The 22,103-nt window shown below is 44.9% G+C and carries 22 protein-coding genes, 1 tRNA gene and 2 pseudogenes; 11 read left to right on the top strand and 14 right to left on the bottom strand.

Annotated features, from left to right (window positions below; all coding sequences use genetic code 11):
• Nucleotides 1-66 precede the first annotated feature (66 nt).
• The 4 genes from glgP to GLV81_RS09655 form a co-directional block, all read right to left on the bottom strand.
• A complete protein-coding gene (gene glgP / locus GLV81_RS20265) occupies nt 67-978 on the bottom strand; it encodes an alpha-glucan family phosphorylase (RefSeq protein WP_246185911.1) in 912 nt (303 codons plus the stop codon).
• Nucleotides 965-1,732: a hypothetical protein gene (locus GLV81_RS20260; RefSeq protein WP_246185910.1), complete on the bottom strand. Its 768-nt coding sequence runs from the start codon at nt 1,730-1,732 to the stop codon at nt 965-967. Before GLV81_RS20260 ends, glgP begins: the two co-directional genes overlap by 14 nt.
• Nucleotides 1,733-1,912: 180 nt before the next feature.
• On the bottom strand, nt 1,913-2,311 hold the full coding sequence (locus GLV81_RS09660) for a RidA family protein (protein ID WP_157478685.1): 399 nt from the start codon (nt 2,309-2,311) through the stop codon (nt 1,913-1,915).
• A complete protein-coding gene (locus tag GLV81_RS09655; RefSeq protein WP_157478684.1) occupies nt 2,308-3,285 on the bottom strand; it encodes a hypothetical protein in 978 nt (325 codons plus the stop codon). The genes GLV81_RS09660 and GLV81_RS09655 overlap by 4 nt, the downstream gene beginning before the upstream one ends.
• Before the next feature lie 46 nt (nt 3,286-3,331).
• On the opposite strand from GLV81_RS09655, the gene GLV81_RS09650 reads away from it, so the two are divergent.
• From GLV81_RS09650 to GLV81_RS09635, 4 genes are all read left to right on the top strand, one after another.
• Nucleotides 3,332-3,994, top strand: a complete 663-nt coding sequence (locus GLV81_RS09650; protein WP_157478683.1) for a metal-dependent transcriptional regulator — start codon at nt 3,332-3,334, stop codon at nt 3,992-3,994.
• A gap of 5 nt (nt 3,995-3,999) precedes the next feature.
• On the top strand, nt 4,000-4,824 hold the full coding sequence (locus GLV81_RS09645) for a ZIP family metal transporter (RefSeq protein WP_157478682.1): 825 nt from the start codon (nt 4,000-4,002) through the stop codon (nt 4,822-4,824).
• A gap of 45 nt (nt 4,825-4,869) precedes the next feature.
• Nucleotides 4,870-5,005: transfer RNA gene (locus tag GLV81_RS09640), tRNA-Gly, on the top strand.
• A gap of 78 nt (nt 5,006-5,083) precedes the next feature.
• Nucleotides 5,084-6,826, top strand: coding sequence for a glutamine--tRNA ligase/YqeY domain fusion protein (locus tag GLV81_RS09635; protein WP_246185909.1), 1,743 nt, complete (start codon nt 5,084-5,086; stop codon nt 6,824-6,826).
• Nucleotides 6,827-6,976: 150 nt separating this feature from the next.
• Here GLV81_RS09635 and GLV81_RS09630 read toward each other — a convergent pair whose 3' ends face one another.
• Genes GLV81_RS09630 through GLV81_RS09620 form a run of 3 tightly spaced genes read right to left on the bottom strand, consistent with a single transcriptional unit; the run spans nt 6,977 to nt 10,250 of the window.
• Entirely contained in the window at nt 6,977-8,005 is a 1,029-nt protein-coding gene (locus GLV81_RS09630) for a hypothetical protein (protein WP_157478681.1), read from the bottom strand.
• Nucleotides 7,984-9,246, bottom strand: coding sequence for a TonB-dependent receptor domain-containing protein (locus tag GLV81_RS09625; protein ID WP_157478680.1), 1,263 nt, complete (start codon nt 9,244-9,246; stop codon nt 7,984-7,986). Before GLV81_RS09625 ends, GLV81_RS09630 begins: the two co-directional genes overlap by 22 nt.
• Before the next feature lie 17 nt (nt 9,247-9,263).
• Nucleotides 9,264-10,250, bottom strand: coding sequence for a TonB-dependent receptor (locus GLV81_RS09620; protein ID WP_157478679.1), 987 nt, complete (start codon nt 10,248-10,250; stop codon nt 9,264-9,266).
• 157 nt (nt 10,251-10,407) lie between these two features.
• On the opposite strand from GLV81_RS09620, the gene GLV81_RS09615 reads away from it, so the two are divergent.
• Nucleotides 10,408-11,610: a bifunctional 3,4-dihydroxy-2-butanone-4-phosphate synthase/GTP cyclohydrolase II gene (locus GLV81_RS09615; RefSeq protein ID WP_157478678.1), complete on the top strand. Its 1,203-nt coding sequence runs from the start codon at nt 10,408-10,410 to the stop codon at nt 11,608-11,610.
• 9 nt (nt 11,611-11,619) lie between these two features.
• On the top strand, nt 11,620-12,546 hold the full coding sequence (locus GLV81_RS09610) for a hypothetical protein (protein WP_157478677.1): 927 nt from the start codon (nt 11,620-11,622) through the stop codon (nt 12,544-12,546).
• A gap of 424 nt (nt 12,547-12,970) precedes the next feature.
• Here the strand turns inward: GLV81_RS09610 and GLV81_RS09605 are convergent, their stop codons facing one another.
• From GLV81_RS09605 to GLV81_RS09595, 3 genes are read right to left on the bottom strand one after another with little or no spacing between them, the layout of a single operon-like run.
• Nucleotides 12,971-13,501, bottom strand: a complete 531-nt coding sequence (locus tag GLV81_RS09605; RefSeq protein WP_157478676.1) for a hypothetical protein — start codon at nt 13,499-13,501, stop codon at nt 12,971-12,973.
• Between the two features lie 10 nt (nt 13,502-13,511).
• On the bottom strand, nt 13,512-13,967 hold the full coding sequence (locus tag GLV81_RS09600; RefSeq protein WP_157478675.1) for a helix-turn-helix domain-containing protein: 456 nt from the start codon (nt 13,965-13,967) through the stop codon (nt 13,512-13,514).
• A gap of 2 nt (nt 13,968-13,969) precedes the next feature.
• Nucleotides 13,970-14,401, bottom strand: a complete 432-nt coding sequence (locus tag GLV81_RS09595) for a hypothetical protein (RefSeq protein WP_157478674.1) — start codon at nt 14,399-14,401, stop codon at nt 13,970-13,972.
• 369 nt (nt 14,402-14,770) lie between these two features.
• Here GLV81_RS09595 and GLV81_RS09590 point away from each other — a divergent pair, with 369 nt between their 5' ends.
• Nucleotides 14,771-15,103 carry a thermonuclease family protein gene (locus GLV81_RS09590; RefSeq protein WP_157478673.1) on the top strand — a complete coding sequence of 111 codons (333 nt, stop codon included), beginning with the start codon at nt 14,771-14,773 and terminating at the stop codon, nt 15,101-15,103.
• 94 nt (nt 15,104-15,197) lie between these two features.
• A complete protein-coding gene (locus GLV81_RS09585; RefSeq protein ID WP_157478672.1) occupies nt 15,198-15,563 on the top strand; it encodes a hypothetical protein in 366 nt (121 codons plus the stop codon).
• 284 nt (nt 15,564-15,847) lie between these two features.
• Here the strand turns inward: GLV81_RS09585 and GLV81_RS09580 are convergent, their stop codons facing one another.
• Together GLV81_RS09580 and GLV81_RS09575 are read right to left on the bottom strand one after the other, a co-directional pair.
• A complete protein-coding gene (locus GLV81_RS09580) occupies nt 15,848-16,261 on the bottom strand; it encodes a hypothetical protein (protein ID WP_157478671.1) in 414 nt (137 codons plus the stop codon).
• 92 nt (nt 16,262-16,353) lie between these two features.
• Nucleotides 16,354-16,818: a transposase gene (locus GLV81_RS09575; RefSeq protein ID WP_197428195.1), complete on the bottom strand. Its 465-nt coding sequence runs from the start codon at nt 16,816-16,818 to the stop codon at nt 16,354-16,356.
• A gap of 358 nt (nt 16,819-17,176) precedes the next feature.
• Between GLV81_RS09575 and GLV81_RS09570 the strand changes: the two genes are divergently transcribed.
• A complete protein-coding gene (locus GLV81_RS09570; RefSeq protein ID WP_157478670.1) occupies nt 17,177-18,187 on the top strand; it encodes a GTP pyrophosphokinase in 1,011 nt (336 codons plus the stop codon).
• A gap of 100 nt (nt 18,188-18,287) precedes the next feature.
• Here the strand turns inward: GLV81_RS09570 and GLV81_RS09565 are convergent.
• A pseudogene (locus GLV81_RS09565) lies at nt 18,288-18,433 on the bottom strand (integrase core domain-containing protein); the annotation flags it as partial.
• Nucleotides 18,434-18,459: 26 nt separating this feature from the next.
• On the opposite strand from GLV81_RS09565, the pseudogene GLV81_RS09560 reads away from it, so the two are divergent.
• A pseudogene (locus tag GLV81_RS09560) lies at nt 18,460-18,756 on the top strand (thermonuclease family protein); the annotation flags it as partial.
• 620 nt (nt 18,757-19,376) lie between these two features.
• Nucleotides 19,377-19,517 (top strand): hypothetical protein, encoded by a 141-nt coding sequence (locus tag GLV81_RS09555; protein WP_157478668.1) that lies wholly within the window; start codon nt 19,377-19,379, stop codon nt 19,515-19,517.
• A gap of 274 nt (nt 19,518-19,791) precedes the next feature.
• Here the strand turns inward: GLV81_RS09555 and GLV81_RS09550 are convergent, their stop codons facing one another.
• Complete coding sequence (locus tag GLV81_RS09550) at nt 19,792-22,044, bottom strand: S8 family peptidase (protein WP_197428194.1); 2,253 nt, start codon at nt 22,042-22,044, stop codon at nt 19,792-19,794.
• Nucleotides 22,045-22,103 lie beyond the last annotated feature (59 nt).

The following is a 22,103-nucleotide window of genomic DNA, read 5'->3' as shown; positions in this document are numbered from 1 at the left end:
TAAAAATAAATACCCCGGCTACTGGAGCCGGGATATTCAGATTGTGCTTGTAGTTGAATGCCTTTATCAGGCTTTGTACATCTCTTCGTAATATTCGTGAGCCATGCGGTTGCTGTCGAATTGAATACGCACATCCCGCATGCCATTTTTTACAATCTGGCGCCAGGTGTCTTTGTTGCCATAATACAATGGCACTACCTGCTCTTCCAAAATTTTATACAGTTGATCGAGATCGTATTGATCTTGCTCTTGTACGTGAACAGCGCTGTAATCAATCGGAGGCACAACAAATCCGTTGTTGCCATGATTGATGAATTCACAAATCCAGCCGTCGTGAGTACTCAGGTTCACAGCACCATTCATAGCAGCTGTCATACCACTGGTGCCACTGGCTTCGCGGGGCACACGTGGATTGTTCAGCCAAATATCTGCGGCTTGCTTCAGGCGCTTGCTCAACGCCAATTCATAGCCGATGCACACCGCTACATTTTTGTAGCTCTTGCTCAGGTGGTCGAGGTGGTTAAAGTCGCTGATAGCAGGGTAGTCCAACGGGTAAGGTTTGCCAGCCCAAATAATTTGTACAGGACGATCGATGTTGTTGATGAGCCGTTCGAAGCGGGCCAAATCACGGGTCAGCAGTTCTGCACGTTTGTAACCGGCAAAACGGCGGGCCCAAACGATAGTGAGTACATCCGGATCGAGCAGCTTGCCTGTTTGATCGGCTACAATATCAAAAGCCCGTTTTTTCAAATGGCGTTTGCGATCATCAAAACCAAAATCGTTGCCCTCTTCCATAAACCGGTAGAGTTGCTTATCGGCCCAGTATTTCCAGTTTTGTGCGTTGGTAATGGCTTTGATAGGCGCTACATTTTCATAGTGTCCCCACATCTGACGGCTCACTTCGCCATGTAGCTGGCTCACACCATTGGCAATTCTTGCAAATCGCAGCGCTGCCAGTGAGTGGTTAAACCTGATCATCGTAAATACCTGTGAGTTGTCTTACTTTTTCCAGCGGCATACCGTAGAAATAGCTCATTTTTTCACACAGGAAAATGTCATGCTTTTCGTTGCCGGCCTCTTCTGGCGTATGCGTAGTAAAAACAAGCTTCTTCTTAATTTCTTCAACGCTGCCCAACTTTTTGTACAGGTAAAACACACTGCTCATGGCATGTGCTTCGTTCAGATGGTACACATCTGGGTTGAAGTTCAACTCATCAATGAGTTTGGCACCACCAATACCCAACAAAATGAATTGTGCCACTTTGGTAGCGGTATTGCCGTCGTACAACCGGTGACAAATGGTTTGACTTACATAATCATTCTCCGGCAAATCGGTACTCAGCAAAAACAGGGGAGCTGAGTTGAACGTGCTTGGATTTAAGTAGTAAGCTTTTACCCAAACCGGATGATCATGAATGGGAATCTGAAATTTGATGCCGGTATCTTCCAGGTAGTTGTAAATCTTTTCGTTCCATTGTACCTGCAAGGTTTGGTCTTGGTTGCGGGCCTGGTCGTAATAACCATATTTCCAAAGGATACCAATACCGATAAGATTCTGCTTCAGTTCATAAGCGCTGCGCAAATGTGAACCGGAAAGAAATCCTAAACCACCGCTGTATATTTTGAGGGGCTGATGCACGGCAAATTCCATGCTGAAGTAGGCGACTTTCTTGCTATACCGTTCGTCTACCTGATAAGGCACGGTATAATTGTGAAAACCAGTACTGCTCATAAGATATGTTTTATGCTTTAGCGGCGAGATAAGGTTTGTAATATCCAATGTTATACTGCATAGCTCATCACTCGTTCTACGCTGCCTGCATTGGGGTGCTCGGTTGCTAAAGGGGCCGCAATATAGCGCAAATGCGATTGTTTATTGTGTAAAATGTACACATGCCTGATAGTCAATGTGCTAAACTTTTGCACCGGAAATGATTGCGGTCATTTCTATTTCCACCAGCATTTCGGGGTCAATAAACCCTTTTACTTCTATGAGGCTGGCAACGGGACGGATGTTGCCAAAATATTCAGCATGGGCTTTGGCAAATGCTTCCCATTGCGTTATGTCTGTTACAAAGGTTCTGGTGCGTACCACATCCTTCAATCCACTGCCTGCTTGTTCAAGTGTTGCCGCTACTTTTTCGAAGATGCAGGTGCATTGTGCATACAAATCGCCACGGCCCACCAGCTCTCCATTTACATAGGCTGTAGTGCCTGCTATTTCGATGACGTTGCCAACCTGTACCGCCCGACTGTAGCCCACCAGCTCTTCCCACACGGCGCCGCTACTGTAATTGATGCGTTCACTCATTTCTTTTTCTTTTTGCTGGCAACAGGCTTTTGAATTCTATTGTAGCTGGCATTGAAACTACACTCCATGGGGCGCTTGCTGCCACAGCCTTCCAGTTCCATGATACGTATGTTGCGTTTGCTAAATTTGAACGCCACTTTACAACCATCGTTGTTCGAATCAAATACGGCACTGTCTTTGGTTACCCAACGGGCTTCCCCCTTGAGCTCAGCAGTACACAAACTGCTTTTGTTCATGTACAAAAAGAACTGAAATTTCTTAGGGGTATCACCATCACGAATGCTGATGAAGTTTTGTTTGTTGCTGCCGTAATCGCCTGTATTGGGTTGGGTTTGCGGAAAAGTATCAATGGGATTCACGAACTCTACAATTTCTCCCTTTTTCAAACCATCGTTCATTATCACCATGAACAAACCTGCTGTGTTGTATGCATACACTGAAGAAAAAGTGGTCAATTCTCCATTGCTTTTTTTGTATTCATCTACCGTAGTAATGGTGAATTTTTTATCGATGGTCACTAAATCGGTAGCAGTTGTACTGCCTTTGCTGGCCAGCAACATCATGCTGGCTTTGGGTACCATATTTTCATCTACTGCTACAATGTACACTGCGTTTTTGGTGCCTTTGGTTTGTAGCAAGAGGTAGGTTTCTGCATCTCCGTTTTTAAACTGCCCCATGGCGTAAATCTTGGGCTTCTCTTTTTTATAGAGGGGCTTCAAAATAGTATCGCCCAGCATTTGGGTAAATACTTTGTATTCTATACGTGCCGAGTCGGTCAGTTTGTTTTTGAAAATGGTATCGGTAAAAGAGATGGGCAATTTTACCGGATCGAAAAACGCTACAAAGTCTTTCACCGTTACTTCTTCATCGCCCTTCATGCTCTTCTTATGCGATCCGTTACATGCTGTGAGCAGCGCCATCATACAACAAACAGAAGCCAGTAGCGACAGCTGTTTCAGCAAATTCTTTTTCATGGGCTATTTATAAAAATATATTTTTAGATTTGTCTAAACATTTCGAATGTACACAGTTGCCGAGGAAAATTACATTAAAAGCATATACCACTTGCAACGCCACCAGAAAAGTGTGCACACTAATGATTTGGCGGCAGAGCTGCAAACACGTCCGGCATCGGCTACCGATATGATTAAAAAACTGGAAGCTAAAGGACTGTTGAAGTATGAAAAGTACTATGGCTGTTCGCTTACCCGTACGGGCAAAAAGCTGGCCTTGGGCATTATCAGGCGGCACCGGTTATGGGAGTTTTTCTTGTCTGAAAAGCTAGGGTTTGGCTGGGAAGAGGTACATGCAGTAGCGGAACAGTTGGAGCATGTGCAAAGTGATTTACTTACCGATAAGCTTGATGCATTTTTAGGCTTTCCACGTTTCGATCCTCATGGCGATCCCATTCCGGATCCTTCGGGTTATATGGCGGCCCGAGAGCAAACAGCCCTCAGCAACTGGGCCGAGCAACTGCCGGCAGAAGTATGTGGTGTGGGTAGTCAGGATGAATCATTTCTGGAAATGCTCAGCCTCAAAAAACTGGAAATGGGGAGCCGCCTTACCGTGCTGCGCCATTTCAATTTTGATAAAACGGTGGAGCTGCAGTTGGCTACCGGTGCCAGCTTCACCATTAGCGAAATGCTGGCCAAAAACATTTTTGTAAAACCGATTGAAGCTTAGAGAACATGGAAAAAATAACTGCCTTTGTTACAGAAATTGGTCCGGTGTATGCTGCATTGCTGGCTACCATTTTTACCTGGTTGGTAACTGCTGCCGGTGCCAGTCTGGTGTTCTTTTTTAAAAAGATGCATCGTGGCTTGTTGGATGCCATGTTGGGTTTTACGGGTGGTGTAATGGTGGCCGCCAGCTTTTGGAGCCTGCTCAATCCCAGCATTGAAATGAGTGAACGCATGTTTCCATCGGCACCGTGGTTTCCGGCAGCAGTGGGCTTTCTGGCGGGGGGCTTTTTCATATTTGCCCTCGATAAATATTTGCCGCACCTGCACATCAATTTTACCGATGAAGAAACGGAAGGTGTACAAACCCAATGGCGCAGAAGTACATTGCTGATATTGGCCATTACGCTCCACAATATTCCTGAAGGTTTGGCCGTAGGGGTGTTGTTTGGCGCTGCTGCTCAGGGTATGCCCGATGCTACCATTGCCGGTGCCATTACCTTGGCCATAGGCATCGGCATTCAAAACTTTCCCGAAGGATTTGCAGTAGCCATGCCGCTGCGCAGACATGGTGTGAGCCGATTCAAAAGCTTTTGGTATGGACAGCTTTCTGCCATTGTAGAGCCCATTGCCGGCGTGTTGGGCGCCGTAGCGGTGATATATATGCAGCCAGTGTTGCCATTTGCCCTTGCTTTTGCCGCAGGCGCCATGATATACGTGGTGGTGGAAGAGGTAATACCAGAAACCCAACGCGACAAATACACCGATTTGGCCGTAATGGGTTTTATGGGTGGCTTTACAGTAATGATGATATTGGATGTAGCGCTTGGCTAAAGTCAGGTGTTGCAAAACCAGTGTTGCTTACCTTTAAAACATTCAGCGGAAGTAGCTCAGGGGTAGAGCTTCAGTTTCCCAAACTGAAGGTCGCGGGCCGTGACGATCCGCCCGAAGCGGATGTCACGGTGCAGACAGCCGCCACAAGTGGCTTGTCGGCATTCGAATCCCGTCTTCCGCTCGGCACATGGAGCAGCAACGGTACACTGTGATTTTCATCTCCGTGAAACATAGGCATTGCGTTACATTTGCAGCCTTCGTGTATAAAAAGAAGTACCACAGTTTACAGGGCAATGAAATGCCCAAAGGCAATGGTGGCAACAAAAACAAGCAACACATGAGTGAAGAGAAGAGCCTGAATTTTATCGAAGAAATTATTGAAACCGATTTAGCTGCTGGCAAACACAAGTCCATTCTTACCCGTTTTCCTCCAGAGCCCAATGGGTATTTGCACATTGGCCATGCCAAAAGCATTTGCCTCAACTTTGGATTGGCACAGAAATATGGCGGTGCCACCAATCTTCGTTTTGATGATACCAATCCTGTAACAGAAGACACCGAATATGTAGACAGTATTAAAGGTGACGTGCAGTGGCTGGGTTTTCAGTGGGCCAATGAATTTTACGCTTCTGATTACTTTGAACAGCTGTATGCTTTTGCTGTAAAACTGATTGAGAAGGGGCTGGCGTATGTTGACGACAGCACTTCTGAAGAAATAGCCGCACAAAAAGGTACGCCCACACAACCGGGTGTGCGTAACCAATACGCAGAACGCAGCGTAGCAGAGAACCTGCAAATCTTTACCGACATGCGGTCAGGTAAATATGCGGATGGCAGCAAGGTGTTGCGGGCCAAGGTAGACATGGCCAGCCCCAACATGCTGCTGCGAGACCCTATCATCTATCGCATCAAGCATGCCCACCATCATCGCACCGGCGATGCATGGTGCATTTACCCGATGTACGATTTTGCGCATGGCCAAAGCGATAGCATTGAAGGCATTACGCATAGCATTTGTACGCTGGAGTTTATTCCGCACCGTGCCTTGTACGATTGGCTGATTGAGCAACTCGAGATTTTCCCGAGTCATCAATATGAATTTGCCCGCCTCAATATGACCTATACTGTAATGAGCAAGCGGAAGCTGCTGCAGTTGGTAAATGAAGGTCATGTGGAAAGCTGGGACGACCCACGTATGCCTACCATCAGTGGTATGCGTCGCCGTGGTTACACGCCGAAATCCATCCGAGACTTTTGCGACCGTATCGGCGTGGCCAAAAGAGAAAACCTGATTGACCTGAGTTTGCTCGAATTTTTTGTTCGGGAAGACCTGAACAAAACTGCTTTGCGCCGTATGGCGGTGCTCGATCCGCTGGCGTTGGAAATTACCAACTATCCGGCAGGGCAGGTAGAGATGATGCAATCGGAAAACAACCCCGAAATGCCGGAGACCGGCGAACGGGAAATTCCTTTTAGCGGAACGCTGTGGATTGAGCGGGAAGACTTCATGGAAGAAGCTTCTAAGAAGTGGTTCCGTCTGGCACCGGGTGCCGTGGTACGGTTGAAAAGTGCTTACATCGTTCGCTGTACCGGTTTTGAAAAAGATGCTGATGGCCGTGTAACCAAAGTGCTGGCCGAATACATTCCTGAAAGCCGCAGCGGCAGCGATACCAGTGGTGTTCATGCAAAAGGTACCATTCATTGGATAAGTGCCGCACATGCAGTGCAAGCGGAAGTTCGGTTGTACGACCGTTTGTTCAAGGTTGAAAATCCTTCTGCGGAAGAAGGTGATTTCAAATCGTATATCAACCCCGATAGCTTGCAGGTGATTGAACATGCATACATAGAACCTGCATTGACAGCAGCACAGGTAGGTGATCATTTTCAATTTATCCGGAAAGGTTATTTTACCCTGGATGCTGTGCATAGCAATGCTTCGAAGTTGGTGTTTAACCGTACCGTAACCTTGAAAGATACCTGGGCCAGAGAAGCTAAAAAGTAACGAGCATTTCTACGAGAAATACAAAGTGCAGCCATTACAAAAGGCTGCACTTTTTTTATAATAGTTTATATCAACAAGAAAGCCCTCGCATTGCGAAGGCTTTCTTGTTGATATGACATACTGTGATGAGTAATGTCGTATGTAACCCGATTAGTTGAACATGTAACGCAAACCGATTTGCATGCTCCAGGTGCTGGCTGTAGAGTTGCTGTTGTTAAATGTCTTTGTCAGCAGCTGGTTGCTGGTCTGGTTCATGCGGTAGGTAGGTACACCTGAAGAGTTTACACCTGCAGAAACCAATGGTTGGTTTTGAATGGTGAAACGACGGATACCCCAATCGCGGTTCAGCATGTTGGCAAAGTTGAACACGTCTACAGTAAACTGCAGGGTGTTTTTATTGCCTTTGAAATGAGTGAAGATGTCTTGTGTAAACTTCACATCCACACGGTCGTACCAAGGCAGCAAAGCACCGTTACGCTCTGCATAAGTACCACGACGCTTGCTCAGGTATTTGTCCTGATCGATGTAGGCATCGAATGCAGCAGCCTGCTGTGCAGGGGTGAAGGTTACACCACCATAAGTTGCATTTACGAAAGTGAGTTCGCTGGCAGTTTTAGGAATGTACAACAGATCGGTATTTGAGTTACCATCGTTGTTGAGGTCACCACTCACTACGTAAGTGAAACGACCCTGATGGCTGCCTTCATAGAATACTGAGATGGTGGTAGCCAATTTCTTAAAGAACTCTTTGCGGTAAGATACGTTGGCGATAATGCGGTGAGGAAGTGCTGATGGTGAGCTGCCAATTTCTAAAGCGTTTTGACCAGCAACAGTTGGCGTGCTGTTCCATACAGAGTTGGCAGTAGAACCGGGGTTAGAGGTTACATCAGCCGCATGTGTATAGGTGTAGGCAATTGAACCGAAGAAACCATTGTTGAAAGACTTGCTCAGTTGAGTAGTCAAACTTACCTGATGGCCTTTGTTGGTGTTTTCCAGGATAATGGCAGAACCGGTGATGTTTGAATTCAGACGACGGTCGCCAGAAGCGAGGAAACGAGGACGGTTGTCCGGACCATTCAGGATGGCATTGAAGTTATTCTGGTTGGCGTTGCGCATCCGCACAGCGTTGATGTCTTTACCAACGATACCTTCAAAAGTCAGCAACCAGCCTTTGCCCAAATCCTGATCGATGGCAATGTTGGTACGCCACAGTTGTGGGAAGCGGAAACCGGGGTCAGACAGTATACGAGGTTGGTTGGCACAGCTCCTCCGGGAGTAGTTGGCAACAATGCATCACCACGATTGAGGTGGAAGTTGGGATCTGGATTGAATTTGAAACGTTCCAGTGCAGTAGCATCGGTAACCGTAGCACCAAACTGGTACATAGCACTGTTTTGGGTAATGTTTGTAAGCCATACAAATGGAATACGACCAGTGAAGATACCTGTACCACCACGTACCACAGTTTTCTTATCTCCATCTACATCGTAGCGGAAACCAAGACGGGGCGAGAAGTAAATTTTGGTGCTGGGGAGAACTGTATTATTGTATTTGGTCAGCTTGCCATTGGCATCGTAGAGGTTAACAGCGCTGATAGCTTTGTTTTCAATTGGAGTTTCGGGGAAACCAAACTTATCGAAACGAACACCAGCGGTAATTTTAAACTGTGGATTTACCACCCACTCATCCTGCAGGTACAAACCAACCTGACCCACTTTTACCTGAGAAGCATAAACAGCTGATTGACCAGGTACCAAAGAATAAGTGGTTGAGTATACAATTGGTGCTTTGTTTTCTACAAAATCTTGCAGTGAGTTGTACGCATAATAGCTCTGGGAACCGGGCATGAACATGTTACCGATTTCCTGATACTCATAGTTGATACCCGCAGTGAGGGTATGCTTACCAGCGTAGTATGTAAAGTTGTCGGTGAAGCTGTACACATCGTTTATCACCTCGTTGTTCAAAGAGAATGGTTCGTAACCGGCACTGATGTTGGTAGTAGTACCAATACCCATGGCATTGCGGATGTCAATGAAGGGGAAAATGGCGCTGGGTGAAGTACGGATTGAGCTGATATTGGTCATGGTAGCCAGCAACTGGTTGCTGATTTTAGAACCGAAGCGGCTATTCAATTCGAAGGTTACGTTGCGAACGATGTCTTCAAAACCATAGTTGCTGTTGGCGTAGCTCATACCATTCTGACCAAAGCGAGATTGCAGACCAGTCAAAGCACCGTTAGGAGTGCTGGTGGCATTCAATTGGTTGTCATTGTTGCTGGTGAGCTGGCTGAACTTGGCAGTTACTTTGTGGTTCTTGCTCAGGTTCCAGTCGATACGGCCCAAAATTTTCGTGTTTTTGGCACTGAAGCTGGGGAAATTATCGTAGGCACCTGTTTCGTAACCATAACGGCTGCGCAACAGATCAGAGAACTTCTTCAGGGTATCGGCAGAAATGTTTGATACGTTGCCAATACCAGAACCACCTCTTGGAGACCATTGTACGCCGGGGAAGCTTCTTTTTCATATTCATAAGAGCCAAAGAAAAACAGTTTGTTTTTGATGATTGGACCACCCAATGTAGCACCCCAAATATTGCTCTGAGAAAATTGTTGAGGACCAAGCTTTTCATTTGCAACACGGGCTCCGTTGTAGGTTTCATCACGATAGTAAGTGTAGGCAGAACCTTTAAATTTATTTGTACCGCTCTTGGTAACGGCGTTGATACCAGCACCGGTAAAACCTGCCTGACGTACGTCGTAAGGAGCAATGTTGATAGAAACTTCTTCAATCGCATCCAAAGAAATAGGCTGATTACCGGGGCCGCCTGGAAGCGGTTCACTGCTCAAACCAAAGTTGTTGTTGAGGTTGGCACCATCCACCTGAATGTTGTTGTAACGGCTGTCGCGGCCGCCAAAGCTGTTGCCGTTTGCTTGTGGCGTCAGGCGGGTAAAGTCTGATAAGCTACGAGAAATGGTAGGCATGCTGGTAATGGTACGGTTGCTGATGTTGGTAGAAGCACCGGTTTTGTCGACGGCTGCTTTGCGGCGGGTGCCACTTACTACCACATTCTCCAGAATGCTTTCAGTTTCTTTGAGGTTGGCGTTGATGTTGAATGGTTCGCCCAACTGCAGTACGATGCCTTCGTACACTGCAGGAGCGAAGCCTGTAAAGGTAATTTCAACCCGGTAAGGGCCACCTGTACGCATGCCGGGCAGCGTAAAAATGCCACCTTTTGTAGTAAAGGTTGAGTACTGAGTACCGGAGGGTTGGTGTTCTGCTTTTACAGTAGCACCCTCCAACAATTGACCCTTAGGATCTTTCACCACGCCTGTTATAGTACTGGTTGTTACCTGACTCATAACAGTGTTGGATACCAGTGTAATGGCCATCACTGCCATGAACCGGAGAAAATTTCTCAACATAAGTTTTGGAGTTTTTTACAGTGCAAAGAAACAGGAACAACACATTAATTGTTCGGAATATTGTTAACAATTCATTGCCCCTCCGCCGCCTTGTATTTCCGGAATTAAAGCAGGGCAGATGCAGGTGCTTTCCTAATTTTGACCTCTAAATCTTGTTATGCTGGATACTATTGAAAGTGCGATTGAAGACATCCGATTGGGAAAACTGGTGATTGTAGTGGATGATGAGGACCGCGAAAATGAAGGCGATTTTATTTGTGCTGCCCGATGTGTGACTCCTGAAGTCATCAATTTCATGGCTACTTACGGACGTGGGCTGGTATGCGCTGCTTTGACAGCTGAACGATGCGCTGAACTGGATTTGCAGCCTATGGTCAGCAGCAATACCAGCATGCATGAAACGGCGTTTACTGTTTCGGTGGACCTGATTGGCCCCGGTGCAGGTACCGGTATTTCTGCACAAGACCGGGCTAAAACTGTACAGGCTTTGATACACCCGGCTACCAAACCATCTGATTTGGGGCGCCCCGGGCATATTTTTCCGTTGATAGCCAAGGCCGGCGGTGTATTGCGCCGTACCGGTCATACAGAAGCCACAGTCGATTTGGCCCGTCTGGCCGGATATGAACCTGCGGGGGTACTGGTGGAAATTATGAATGAAGATGGCAGCATGGCACGGCTTCCTCAACTCGAGGAAATTGCCAAAAAATGGAACCTCAAGCTCATTTCTATTAAAGACCTGATTGAGTACCGGCTGAAGCAGGATACGCTGATTGAAGAAATAGTGCGGGTAGCCATGCCGACCAAATACGGTCATTTTCAGTTGGTGGCTTTCAAAGACAAGAGCAACGACATGGAACACCTGGCCATCGTAAAAGGGGACTGGGTCAAAGATGAACCGGTGCTTACAAGGGTACACAGCAGTTGTTTTACCGGCGATATTTTGGGTAGCCTCCGTTGCGACTGTGGCGATCAACTGGCTTGTGCATTGCAAAAAGTAGAAGCTGAAGGAAAGGGTGTGATTTTATACATGAACCAAGAGGGCAGGGGCATTGGCCTGGTGAACAAACTGAAGGCGTACAAGCTGCAAGAGGAGGGTGCCGATACGCTGGAAGCCAACCTGATGCTGGGGCTGCCTGCCGATGCCCGGGATTATGGCGTTGGTGCGCAAATACTCCGGCATTTGGGCGTCAGCAAAATCAGACTCATGACCAACAACCCCAAGAAACGGGTGGGCCTGATGGGCTACGGGTTGGAGATTGTAGATACCGTTGGTTTGGAAGTACCGTCTAATCCTCACAACCATGATTATCTGGTGGCGAAGCGGGATAAGATGGGCCACGAGATTGAAGTGAAATAACCCAGCTACATGTTTTCATTTTTGCATACCAAGCAACTGCTGACAAGCTTCCTGAGTTTGTTGGCAGTTGTTGTTTTACAGGCACAGTCTGCTACGCGGTATAGTCCTGAAAAAGTGGCTGCACTGGATAACAAACTCGAAGAAGTAAGTGCGGTACAATACTGGCCGGAACGCAAGCAGTTGCTGATGCTGAACGATGGCGGCCATCCAGCGCATTTGTATGTATGCAATACGCAGGGCGACATTCAACAAACCATCGTATTGGAAGGTATTCACAATGAAGATTGGGAAGCCATGGGCCAGGATGCCACGCATTTTTATGTGGCTGATGTGGGCAACAATCAATCGGGCAACAGAAAGAACCTGGCCATTTATATGGTGCCTAAAAAGTTGATTGTAGCGGGCAAAAAGAAAATTGTGATTCCAGCATCGGCTATTGGGAAAATCGGGTTCAGCTATGCCGACCAAACAGACTACAGCGCTGTTACCGGCAACCATACCCGTTTCGATTGTGAAGCCATAGTGGTGCATCAGCAGCAGGTGCATTTATTTAGTAAAAACTGGGCGGGTAGTACTAGCTATCATTATACAATGCCGGCAAAGGCCGGCCACTACAAAGCAACATTGGTAGACAGCCTGCATACCGGTGCTTTTAAAATAACCGATGCTGCGTACCATGCCAAGGGCTGGCTGCTGCTGACTGCTTATTCAAGGCAGGGAGCCGTGCAATTGATTGCCATTGCGCAACGGGGTACTGCTATTCGTCTTACAGGCAACGTACAGCTATTTACGCTGCCGCCTTCCATTCAAACCGGCCAACTGGAATCCGTTTGTTTTGAAACCTCCAATAGTGGTTGGCTGGCTACAGAAGCTTTTGGTAAAAAGGGTTTTCAATTGCCGGCTTTGCTGTATCGGTTTCAGCTGCCGTTGCGGTAGTATTCGTTTTTTGTTCTGCAACTATCGGCATCTTTTTCTTGTATCGTATAAGTGATTGTTTTTCAAATGCTTATTACTCCTAAAAGGTGGGCTATTTCTTGTCGACTGTTTAAGTGATACCGAAATGTGGATAAGTGCCATTCCCCATGCATTATGTAGGGCGTATGTAGGGAGTATCTAGGGGGATGGATGATGGTTGGTGGTTGGTAGTAGATAGTTGGTGGTTGGTGGTTGGTGGATTCACCCTAATTTAATTATACCAGTTTTTCAATTCATTCTGATTAGGTTAGAAAGTGTTAGGGGAGTTGGCTTGCGTTATACCCGGTATGACCAAGTGGCTGCTAGGGGGATGATGAATGGTTCGTGAGCCACGAACCATGGCTGTGAAACCAAGTCGATGCAAAACAAATGTGCCAGTGGTATATTATCTGGATTGTTTGGGTTTTCGTTTTGTCAATTGTTGCTGGCCTTGAACATGAAGTTCATTTTCAATTGGCGTTTTTTTAATCTTTAAGTTTTCCAACATTTCTTTTGTGTCAACAATCGGAAGAATGAAGGAATTTAAATAGCTGCCGGCGGTTAACGGTATGAGCATACCTCTCGCAGTTGATATGGAAACCCCTACGATGGCCATCATTACATTATCAGGCATCTGGAAGCCTGATTGATTTGGTTTTAAAATGGTTTTGAGATTTGTAACTGTAAAGTCAAAACCCGCCTGAAACTTCATCAGCTCGATATGCTCATTGTTGCTTGGATTTGTCGGGTATTGATATACCACTAAAACGGTAACGGTAAATATATCTTTGACAATTTCATGATGAAACTGAAATCCAAGTTGGACATTAATTTTTTGTGGGTTTATAGGCCCAATTTTATCATGCAAAGATCTTTCAACCTTGAATTCTTCAGTGCTGGCAGCCTTTAGTTCTATTGCGAATTTTTGTTCTGTCATTGATGACCGATTAGTTTAAAGCTGGTACTTCAGTAATACATCCTGGCTTGTTCAACGTATATGTTATTTGATCTGAATGAAAAAGACCGGTATCCGCATTTGTGTCTGTGTCTTTACGGGGTAGTGTATAGGAGTGAGAAACTGTGAGATGTATGATTGGCCTTGCATTTATTTTAATATCATTCATACCCAACTTATCACAGAGTAAGTATTGTTCAAAATTTTCAAACTCAAAGCAAGGTACTTTATCAAACGCCAGTGCCAGATCGACAAGCTTACTTACTTTATGGTCAAAGTCGCCGTTTAGAATTTGAGTTATATATCCTTTGGTAACCCCCAGCCTTTGTGCCAGTTGTGTCTTATTCAAATTGTTTTCTTTACGGTAGTTTTCAATCATTTCGTAAAGCTTTAATTGAATTTGGGCAATCCAATATTCCCGGCTTTTAAGCAATTCTTCTCTTTTCATTTTTACTTTCCCACTTTAATAGCGTTACAGAATTGTTTTTTGATTGACCTGAAACTCGTGATGTCTGATTTCTGGTTATTTTTCAATCCACACAGTACAATTATTTTGCCATTACTGGCTTTGATGGCATAGATTCTCAGATGCTTACTTTTAAACTCATATTCTTTTACTACTTCTCCTTTTGGTGTAATGTCTTTGAATTTTGTTGCGGGTAAACTGCCATTATTTGCAGCATATTCAATATAGGTGAGTAGCGTTTTGTATTCTGATTGAAAACTGGTTCCAGTTAGCTGATTTTCAAATGCATCCAGCACTTTTACACCATCAATTTCAAGTTCGTGTACCGCTTGTTTTGCGTTTATGGTTTTAACCTTGCTGAGTGCGAATTTAGGCATACTGTGTTTAGTTCCAACTAAACTTGGACTTTTTTTCAAATTATTGTGGTGTGATGAAGCCTGCCAGACTACAAATGAATGCTCTACGGAGAGAAATCATGCTTCCATTCCCTTTTTCTGGCCCTTCTTGGCACAAAATAATCAATTGCTTTTGAATAAACTACGGAGACGCAATTGTAACAATACCCTGATTTGTAGTAATGCCCTCTTTGGCCAGCTTACCGGTAAGGTGGTAGGTTGAGGTTGTTAGGTTGATAAGTTGGCAGGTTGGTAGGGTTTGGCAAATTGCCGTTATGATAACCGGTATTATCAATATGCTGCCTGTGGAAGGCCGATGTTTTTTCGGAAACGAAATGAGGAACTTGATACACATTTAGTTTACTAACCCCACAGAAAAAGGAAGTACGGATACGGCTGCACGGGATTGATTGCCCGGAGAAGGGGCAGCCGTTTGGGCAGGTGGCTAAGCAATTTGCCAGTAAAGCCATTTATGGAAAGACCGTGAAGGTGGATAGTACTGATACCGACAGGTATGGGCGTACAATAGGTATAGTATGGTACGACGAGCCGGCGCAAAGCCTGAATGAAGCTTTACTGAAGGCCGGGCTGGCCTGGCATTATACCCGCTATGACCAAAACGCAGCCTGGGCGAAGCTGGAGCTGGCTGCCCGCACTGCCCAGATTGGCCTGTGGGCAGATAAACAACCGGTTGCGCCATGGGAGTGGCGGTATATGCAGTAATGGTTATGGGATGTTGCAACTGTATGAGGCGTTTTTTTTGTGCGCCACGAACCAAGGCTGAGGTCATAGCGAGGGCGCTGCATTTGCTGCTGGTATGGCAGATTATATGGCAATGAGGTTTGGACGGAATGATGGCATATTCCATGCTGTTGAAACTGCTCTTTATTTGTCTCCTGATGAGGCAAATGAATTTATAACAAATCCTGCTTATATTAGTTATGAAGTATATTACTCAGATGACTGGATATCGCCAGCACACCATATTAAAGGTATTTTTTATGAAATTGGATTTAAAGGAGGTGGTAGGTTAGCACATGGAAAAACTGTGACCAAGGAAACAATAGACAGATTGAAAGCTATTGTTAGCTCATTGGTTAATCTTGGTGATTTTACTGTTACAGAAACAGACGAAGCTATCATATATAATCGTGCAAAAGAAGATAACGAAAATAAACCATGAATTCAAAACAAGTAATTGGAATAGCATTTATAATATTTGTTGACGCAATACTGGCAATATTTCTCTTCCTTGCAATGATATTTGCAATTGTAAGCCCTCAAAGGATGCAAGAAGTATTGACAACAAATCCATTAAGCTACTATTTTAAAAAAATACTGTTTGGGATAATTTTATCCCTTGTTGCAAGTGTTATAGTAACAATAATTTGTTCCTTGGGGAATCGATGGCTACGGATTTATTCCTTTCCAGTGAAGAGAGTTGCCACAAGGCATTTTTTGTTTTTCTTAATAGTAACTGCTGTAGGATTTATTGTGGACTACTACTGGAAGTAGCCTTATTAAACAGTCTTCTCCCGCCCGCTCTTCGAGATGTTCGCTGTTCGCCATTTGCAATGACGAACGGGCTATCGGCGGATTTGCAATCCGCAAAAGGCTACTAAAAACAAAAATGGCCAACCTGCCTTTCCTTAATCCTGAGTAGTCGGCAGCACTGCTGTTCACAAAGTGTTCAGGGCTTTCCACGAAGCCTGCATGAACTGGATTTTTGTGTATGTATTCCAGTTTCGAAAGAAAGAAAGCTTCACTGTAAATCGCTTCACCATGATAACCTTCTTCCCAAAACCCCGCTATTCGAGATGTTCGCTGTTCGCCATTTGTAATGGCGAAGCTGCTCTTCGGGATTTGTAATCCCGAAGCCATATCGGCGGATTTGCAATCCGCAAAAGGCTACTATAAACCAAAAATGGCCAACCTGCCTTTCCTTAATCCTGAGTAGTCGGCAGCACTGCTGTTCACATAGTGTTCAGGGCTTTCCACGAAGCCTGCACGAACTGGATTTTTGTGTATGTATTCCAGTTTCGAAAGAAAGAAAGCTTCACTGTAAATCGCTTCACCATGATAACCTTCTTCCCAAAACCAGATATGACCTTCACGTTGTAAATTAACGACAGCCATTCCTTCCGGCTTTCCTTTTCATTTGCTGCTATAGCTGTACATATTTTTTTTGCCGTAAACTTTTTATGGTCACGAATAATTTCACTTAGGTTTTCATTTGCTGCTCTGGCCAAAAGATGTATATGGTTGGTCATTACTACCCAGCCATAGATCAGCAGGCCTTTTTCTTGCTGACAATATTGTAGGCTGTCGAGATACAAATCCACATACTGTTGACGTGTAAAAACATCAGCCCACTGGTGTACCGTAAAGGTGAGGAAGTGAAGAGCACCCTGATCTTTGATGTTGTAAGCAAATGACATGATTTCAAATTTACCGCATGATTTCCCGGGTTACAAACCCGGCGATATAGGTTCGGGATTGCAAATCCCGAACAGCAAAGAGAAAAAACATGAATATTCAATGTTGAAACTTGTATCAACGATCTGTTTTTCCAATTCTTCATTAGGATAATTTATCTCGCAGAAATTTGGTAAAATATAATTCTCTGAATATAGATTTTGTAAATTGTTAACTGATAGGGAACTTTCAGGAAAAAGAGAAAATATTGTTTGGAAGAAACTATAAAAGTTGGATTGCAATTGCTGTGAACGTTGATAAAGAATAAATCAGCCTAACCTTTTATGGTTATACACACTATCAGAACCAAAAACTGCACTTATGATAGACTTTTTAGAGAAGAAAGAAAACTTTAAAGAATTTTATGCAGCTAATATTGATAATATTCATTCTGCTGAAAAATCTTTCAGAAACTTGATTTATTTATTACTGTCTAATACTCAAGAATTTATCACACCGAAAATTATTTCTAGAGTTAAAGAGCGAAATGAGTGTATAGAAAAATTTAATTTGAAGTATCGAAAGGAAGTAGAGAAAAGCAAAAAGAATTATGAGATTAAGGACTTCATAACTGACCTTATTGGTATTCGTGTAATTTGTATGTATGAAAGTGATATCGAAAAGGTTGTCGATGTAGTAAAAGAGAATTTTGAGACATTAGATATTACAAATAAAACTTTGCAACTGCTTCAAAAGAAAGACACATTCGGATATAAAGGAGTTCATTTGGATTTAAAGTTAAACAAGGAAAGAAGTGGATTTAAAGAGTATCAACACATTGCTCAATACCAGTTTGAAGTACAAGTAAGGTCAATTGTTCAAGATGCTTGGAGTGAAGTGGACCATAAATTGAAGTATAAAAAGTCTTTATCCGATAAACTTCAAAGACGAGTAATCAATTTAGCGGCGTTGTTTGAAATGGCAGATAGGGAGTTCGATGCGATTCGTCTTGAGACTAAAGCTGAGATTGAAGAAAAAATTAAGCAGGAAGAGTTACTCTTAAAAGAGAAACTAGACGTTGGGAACTTTCTGAATTATTGTAATAGTGTTTTCAAAGACTTTGTATTTGAAGATTACAAAGTTGAGGGGTTTATTTATGAAATTGTCAATTTAAAGGAGCTTACTATAGGTGACTTAAAAGATGCATTTGAGAAACATCATGAATTGGTTGAGAGGTATAAAAAGTATAGAGAGGATACTTATGGAGACAAGATGAATCCTTATACAATTTTGAGACACACTCTTTATACTTACAACTCAAGAATATTTCAGTCACTTTTATTTGATTTACAAAGGGATAATTATAGTAATTGGATAGCTAACAACCCTTGATACACCTTAATATTTCTCTTTTTGTAATCTTGTATTGTAAGTGCCCCTTTTCTTAGACAGCTTTAATTAGAGTATTGAAGGTATTGGTTTGTTTTAACTTTCATTCTTCGAGAGTATGATTCTGAAGAGATTCATGCGGTCTTTTGGTATTGTATTCTTCTATCCATTCACGGGTAAGTATTCTTACTTCCAGCAGTTCAAAAACAGATATGCGTCCAGTGCAGCTTCTCTGTATAGCCTTTTGAAACTTTTACCCTGGCTTTGATTGCCCGGAGAAGGGGCAGCCGTTTGGGCAGGTGGCGAAGGCATTTGCCAGTAAAGCCATTTATGGCAAGACCGTGAAGGTGGATAGTACTGATACTGACCGGTATGGGCGTACAATAGGTATAGTATGGTACGACGAGCCGGCGCAAAGCCTGAATGAAGCTTTACTGAAGGCCGGGCTGGCCTGGCATTATACCCGGTATGACCAAAACGTAGCCTGGGCGAAGCTGGAGCTGGCTGCCCGTACTGCTCAGGTTGGCCTGTGGGCAGATAAACAGCCGGTTGCGCCATGGGAGTGGCGGTAAATGCAGTAATGGGAATGGGATGTTGCAGTTTTATGAAGCGCTTGATTGCTTGTACTTTTTGCCTTGATGCAAAAAGTACCAATAATCCCGATAGCAATCGGGACAAGGCCAACCCGATCCCTCCGGGCTCCCGATAGCTATCGGGATGGCCTTGCCTGCGCCTCCCTCTGTGTAGCGGGTTGACTTTTTGTGGTGGTTTTTGGGGGTTGGTAGGTTGGTAAGTTGGTAAGTTGGCAGGTGTGTGGGAGTGGCTTGGCATTATGCCTGTTATGACCAAAACGCTGCCTGGGCGAAGCTGGAGCTGGCTGCCCGTACTGCTCAGGTTGGCCTGTGGGCAGATAAACAACCTGTTGCGCCATGGGAGTGGAGGTATATGCAGTAATAGGCATAGGATGTTGCAGTTTTATGAAGCGCTTGATTGCTTGTACTTTTTGCCTTGATGCAAAAAGTACCAATAATCCCGATAGCAATCGGGACAAGGCCAACCCGAACCCTCCGGGCTCCCGATAGCTATCGGGATGGCCTTGCCTGCGCCTCCCTTTGTGTATCGGGTTGACTTTTGTGATTGAGGCTGCTTTTTTGAGGTTGATAAGTGTGGAGATTGGTAAGTTGGTAGGTGTGTGGGAATGGCCTGGCATTATACCCGGTATGACCAAAACGCTGCCTGGGCGAAGCTGGAGCTGGCTGCCCGTACTGCACAGGTTGGCTTGTGGGCAGATAAACAACCTGTTGCGCCATGGGAGTGGCGGTATATGCAGTAATTGGGTATGGGATATTGTAGCTGGGTAAGGGCTTGTTTCGTGAGCCACGAACCAAGGCACAACTAAGCTACCAATTATGATGATATTGGAATTGGGACCGCTATCAGCATTTCGACAGGAGTATAAATGTCTACTTCCTCTACAGGAGTTTCAATTGAGATAATCAAACTATACCGAACTGATGTATTGTAGCGGTTCAATCTTTTGCGTGTACGGTACCAACCTGCCTTGGGAAAGATGGCTAAATAATGCCTGTCAGCCAGTTCAGCACCGCTTACCGTGAGCATGTCTTTTTGATGGATCCTTTGCTCCGGACCCTTTCTTTAATGAACCAGTCTTCACCTTTCTTATCGGCTGGCATGTTTTCTTCTAGTTCATCCTCCTCTTCTAGCACGGATGCTGCCGATACTCTTCTTTGAAAGTGCTCAATGGATTCTCCTGGTTTTATGAGCTTAAAGTCGAGACTGTGCGAGTGATAGGAGAACGACCTCGCATATTGCCGGTTGCCTGGGTTGGGTTCAATAAAATAGGAGAGCGTAATGGTGATGGTTGCATCCCTGTCTGCCACTTCGTGCAGCAATACCTCCCTTGGCCAGGGTAGCTCATAAAAGTGATATTCGTTGTAGCGCACTGCGCCATTTTCAAGCCTAAATGGTGTGATGTGTTCCTGGGCTATAAGCGTCAGAGAATTGTTGGCACTGCTCACGGCTTTCAAAATATTTGGCACACCATAGCCTACCGATCGAATCAATGATCTTCGTTCATTTTCTGACAAGGTATGAAGTGACCTTCCAGCCAGCATGGCTGGCGTCCATTCGGCGCTATGAATGAGCAGACCTCTGATGGTTTCCGGCCATAAGTCAGAATACTTGTGCTGAAGCATCGCTGACATGTTGGCCACCATGGCAGAGGCTCCACTGGTGCCACCAAATGGAATGAAAATATTTCGGTTGAAATTCTTATCTATTGAAAGTGGGTTTAGTTGATCGTTGTGTAGTAAGTCGTTGCCATCTATTTCCTGGTTTCCACCTTCCATTACAATGTCCGGCTTGTTGGGCCACTGGCCATCCCATGCAGCTGAAGTGCTGTTAAATGGCGACATGCCGCCATAGGGTGCAATGGCAGCGTTAGTGCTGTTGCTCATTTTGTCCTTTTGGGTAAATGCGCCAACGGTGATAGCGTTGTAAGCCTGGCCGGGGTCTTTTACTGAAGAAATGAAATTATTGTTGGGGTATTCTTGGGGATGATTGAGCCAAACATTTCCACCGCTCACGATAAATAGCTTTTTCGGATCGCCTTCATAACTGCCACCAAAACACAATTTGTCAATAGCTGCGGCGCTGGATGTGGGTCGGCCTCCATTGTCCAAATCTTCATTAGTTATTGCCAGGCAATAGACTCTTGGATTATTTGGCCTTTCGGATAGCACTGTATTGCACCCGTCCCGATAAATGATGCCATACAACTTGGCATCATTGGCTGTGCCAGGCTGCACAATTTTAAATGACTCCACACCATGCACGATGCTGATGCGTGCCGGACTTGCCAAAGCCTCGGTCAGGTCGCCATAAAAGGCAAGGCCTGCCATACCCGTACCATGTCCACCTCTTTCCCATGAATCAGCCACACCCCAATCAGGATTCCAGGTATGTAAGTGATCTCCGGGTATCAATGGCTGTAGCAAGGGGTGCATATGATTGACGCCTGAATCCAATAGGCAGACCAGCACTTTGTCAGGGTCTCCATTTACATCAGTCCTTCTTATTAAGTCATCCAGCCATTCCTGCTTTTCGGTATAGGTTATAGACCTGTCGGTGATGAAATCATTCAGCTGCTGTGGTTTGCGCAGTTCTGATAAGGAGTCCAGCAGGAACAAGGATCCGCTAAGCTGCCTCGCACTGGCTTTTACCAACTGCACTATATGCTCGGGAAACTCAAGTGCGCCTACTCCTAAGTCTGCTCCAGCTAACTGCAGTTGTGTTCGTAGCGTGTCTGCGTTATATGCCTGTTTGCGGAACCATACTTCCCACCAAACTACTTCGTCTTCGGTTGGAAAGGGTGCTTTTTTTGAACTTTCAGCCCAGAAAGCCGCCAGGGTGGCTAACTGAATGTCTTCAATATTGGCGATTAAGTCATTGGATGCCGGCTTGCCAGTATCCTCTCCTCTATAGCGTCCGTTTCGCTCCAAATACCTTGTTACCTGAGTAATGAAATGGGAGATGCCACCTTTCTTAAGCATTAGCAACGACCGATAGCGAAAGTTTGTTTTTGGATCATCGTTGCCATTCTGGGCCTCCCTTTTTGTGGACAGTAGCAGATAATGTGGGTCCTCCACAGTATGGATAAGGCGCTCAAAGTTTAGTTCATACCCCCAAGGAGAAACAAACTCCACATAAACTACCTCATCCCAACGGATACCATTATCCACCAGCTCATTTCGGGTGGCTTCGTCTTGTTCAAAACGATTGAGTACCTGTTGCATTTGCTGCAGCAATCGTTGGCCATGCTGCTGCCGATTGCGTACCATTACCTTAAAAGTAGAACCTGTAGGTCGAGGGTACTTGTATTCCTGAGACTGCTGAAAAC

It is taken from the genome of Phnomibacter ginsenosidimutans, assembly GCF_009740285.1.
Classification (GTDB): Bacteria; Bacteroidota; Bacteroidia; order Chitinophagales; family Chitinophagaceae; genus Phnomibacter; species Phnomibacter ginsenosidimutans.
The sequence above is the reverse complement of the archived record's forward strand: the minus strand, read 5'-3'. Positions and strand labels throughout refer to the sequence as shown.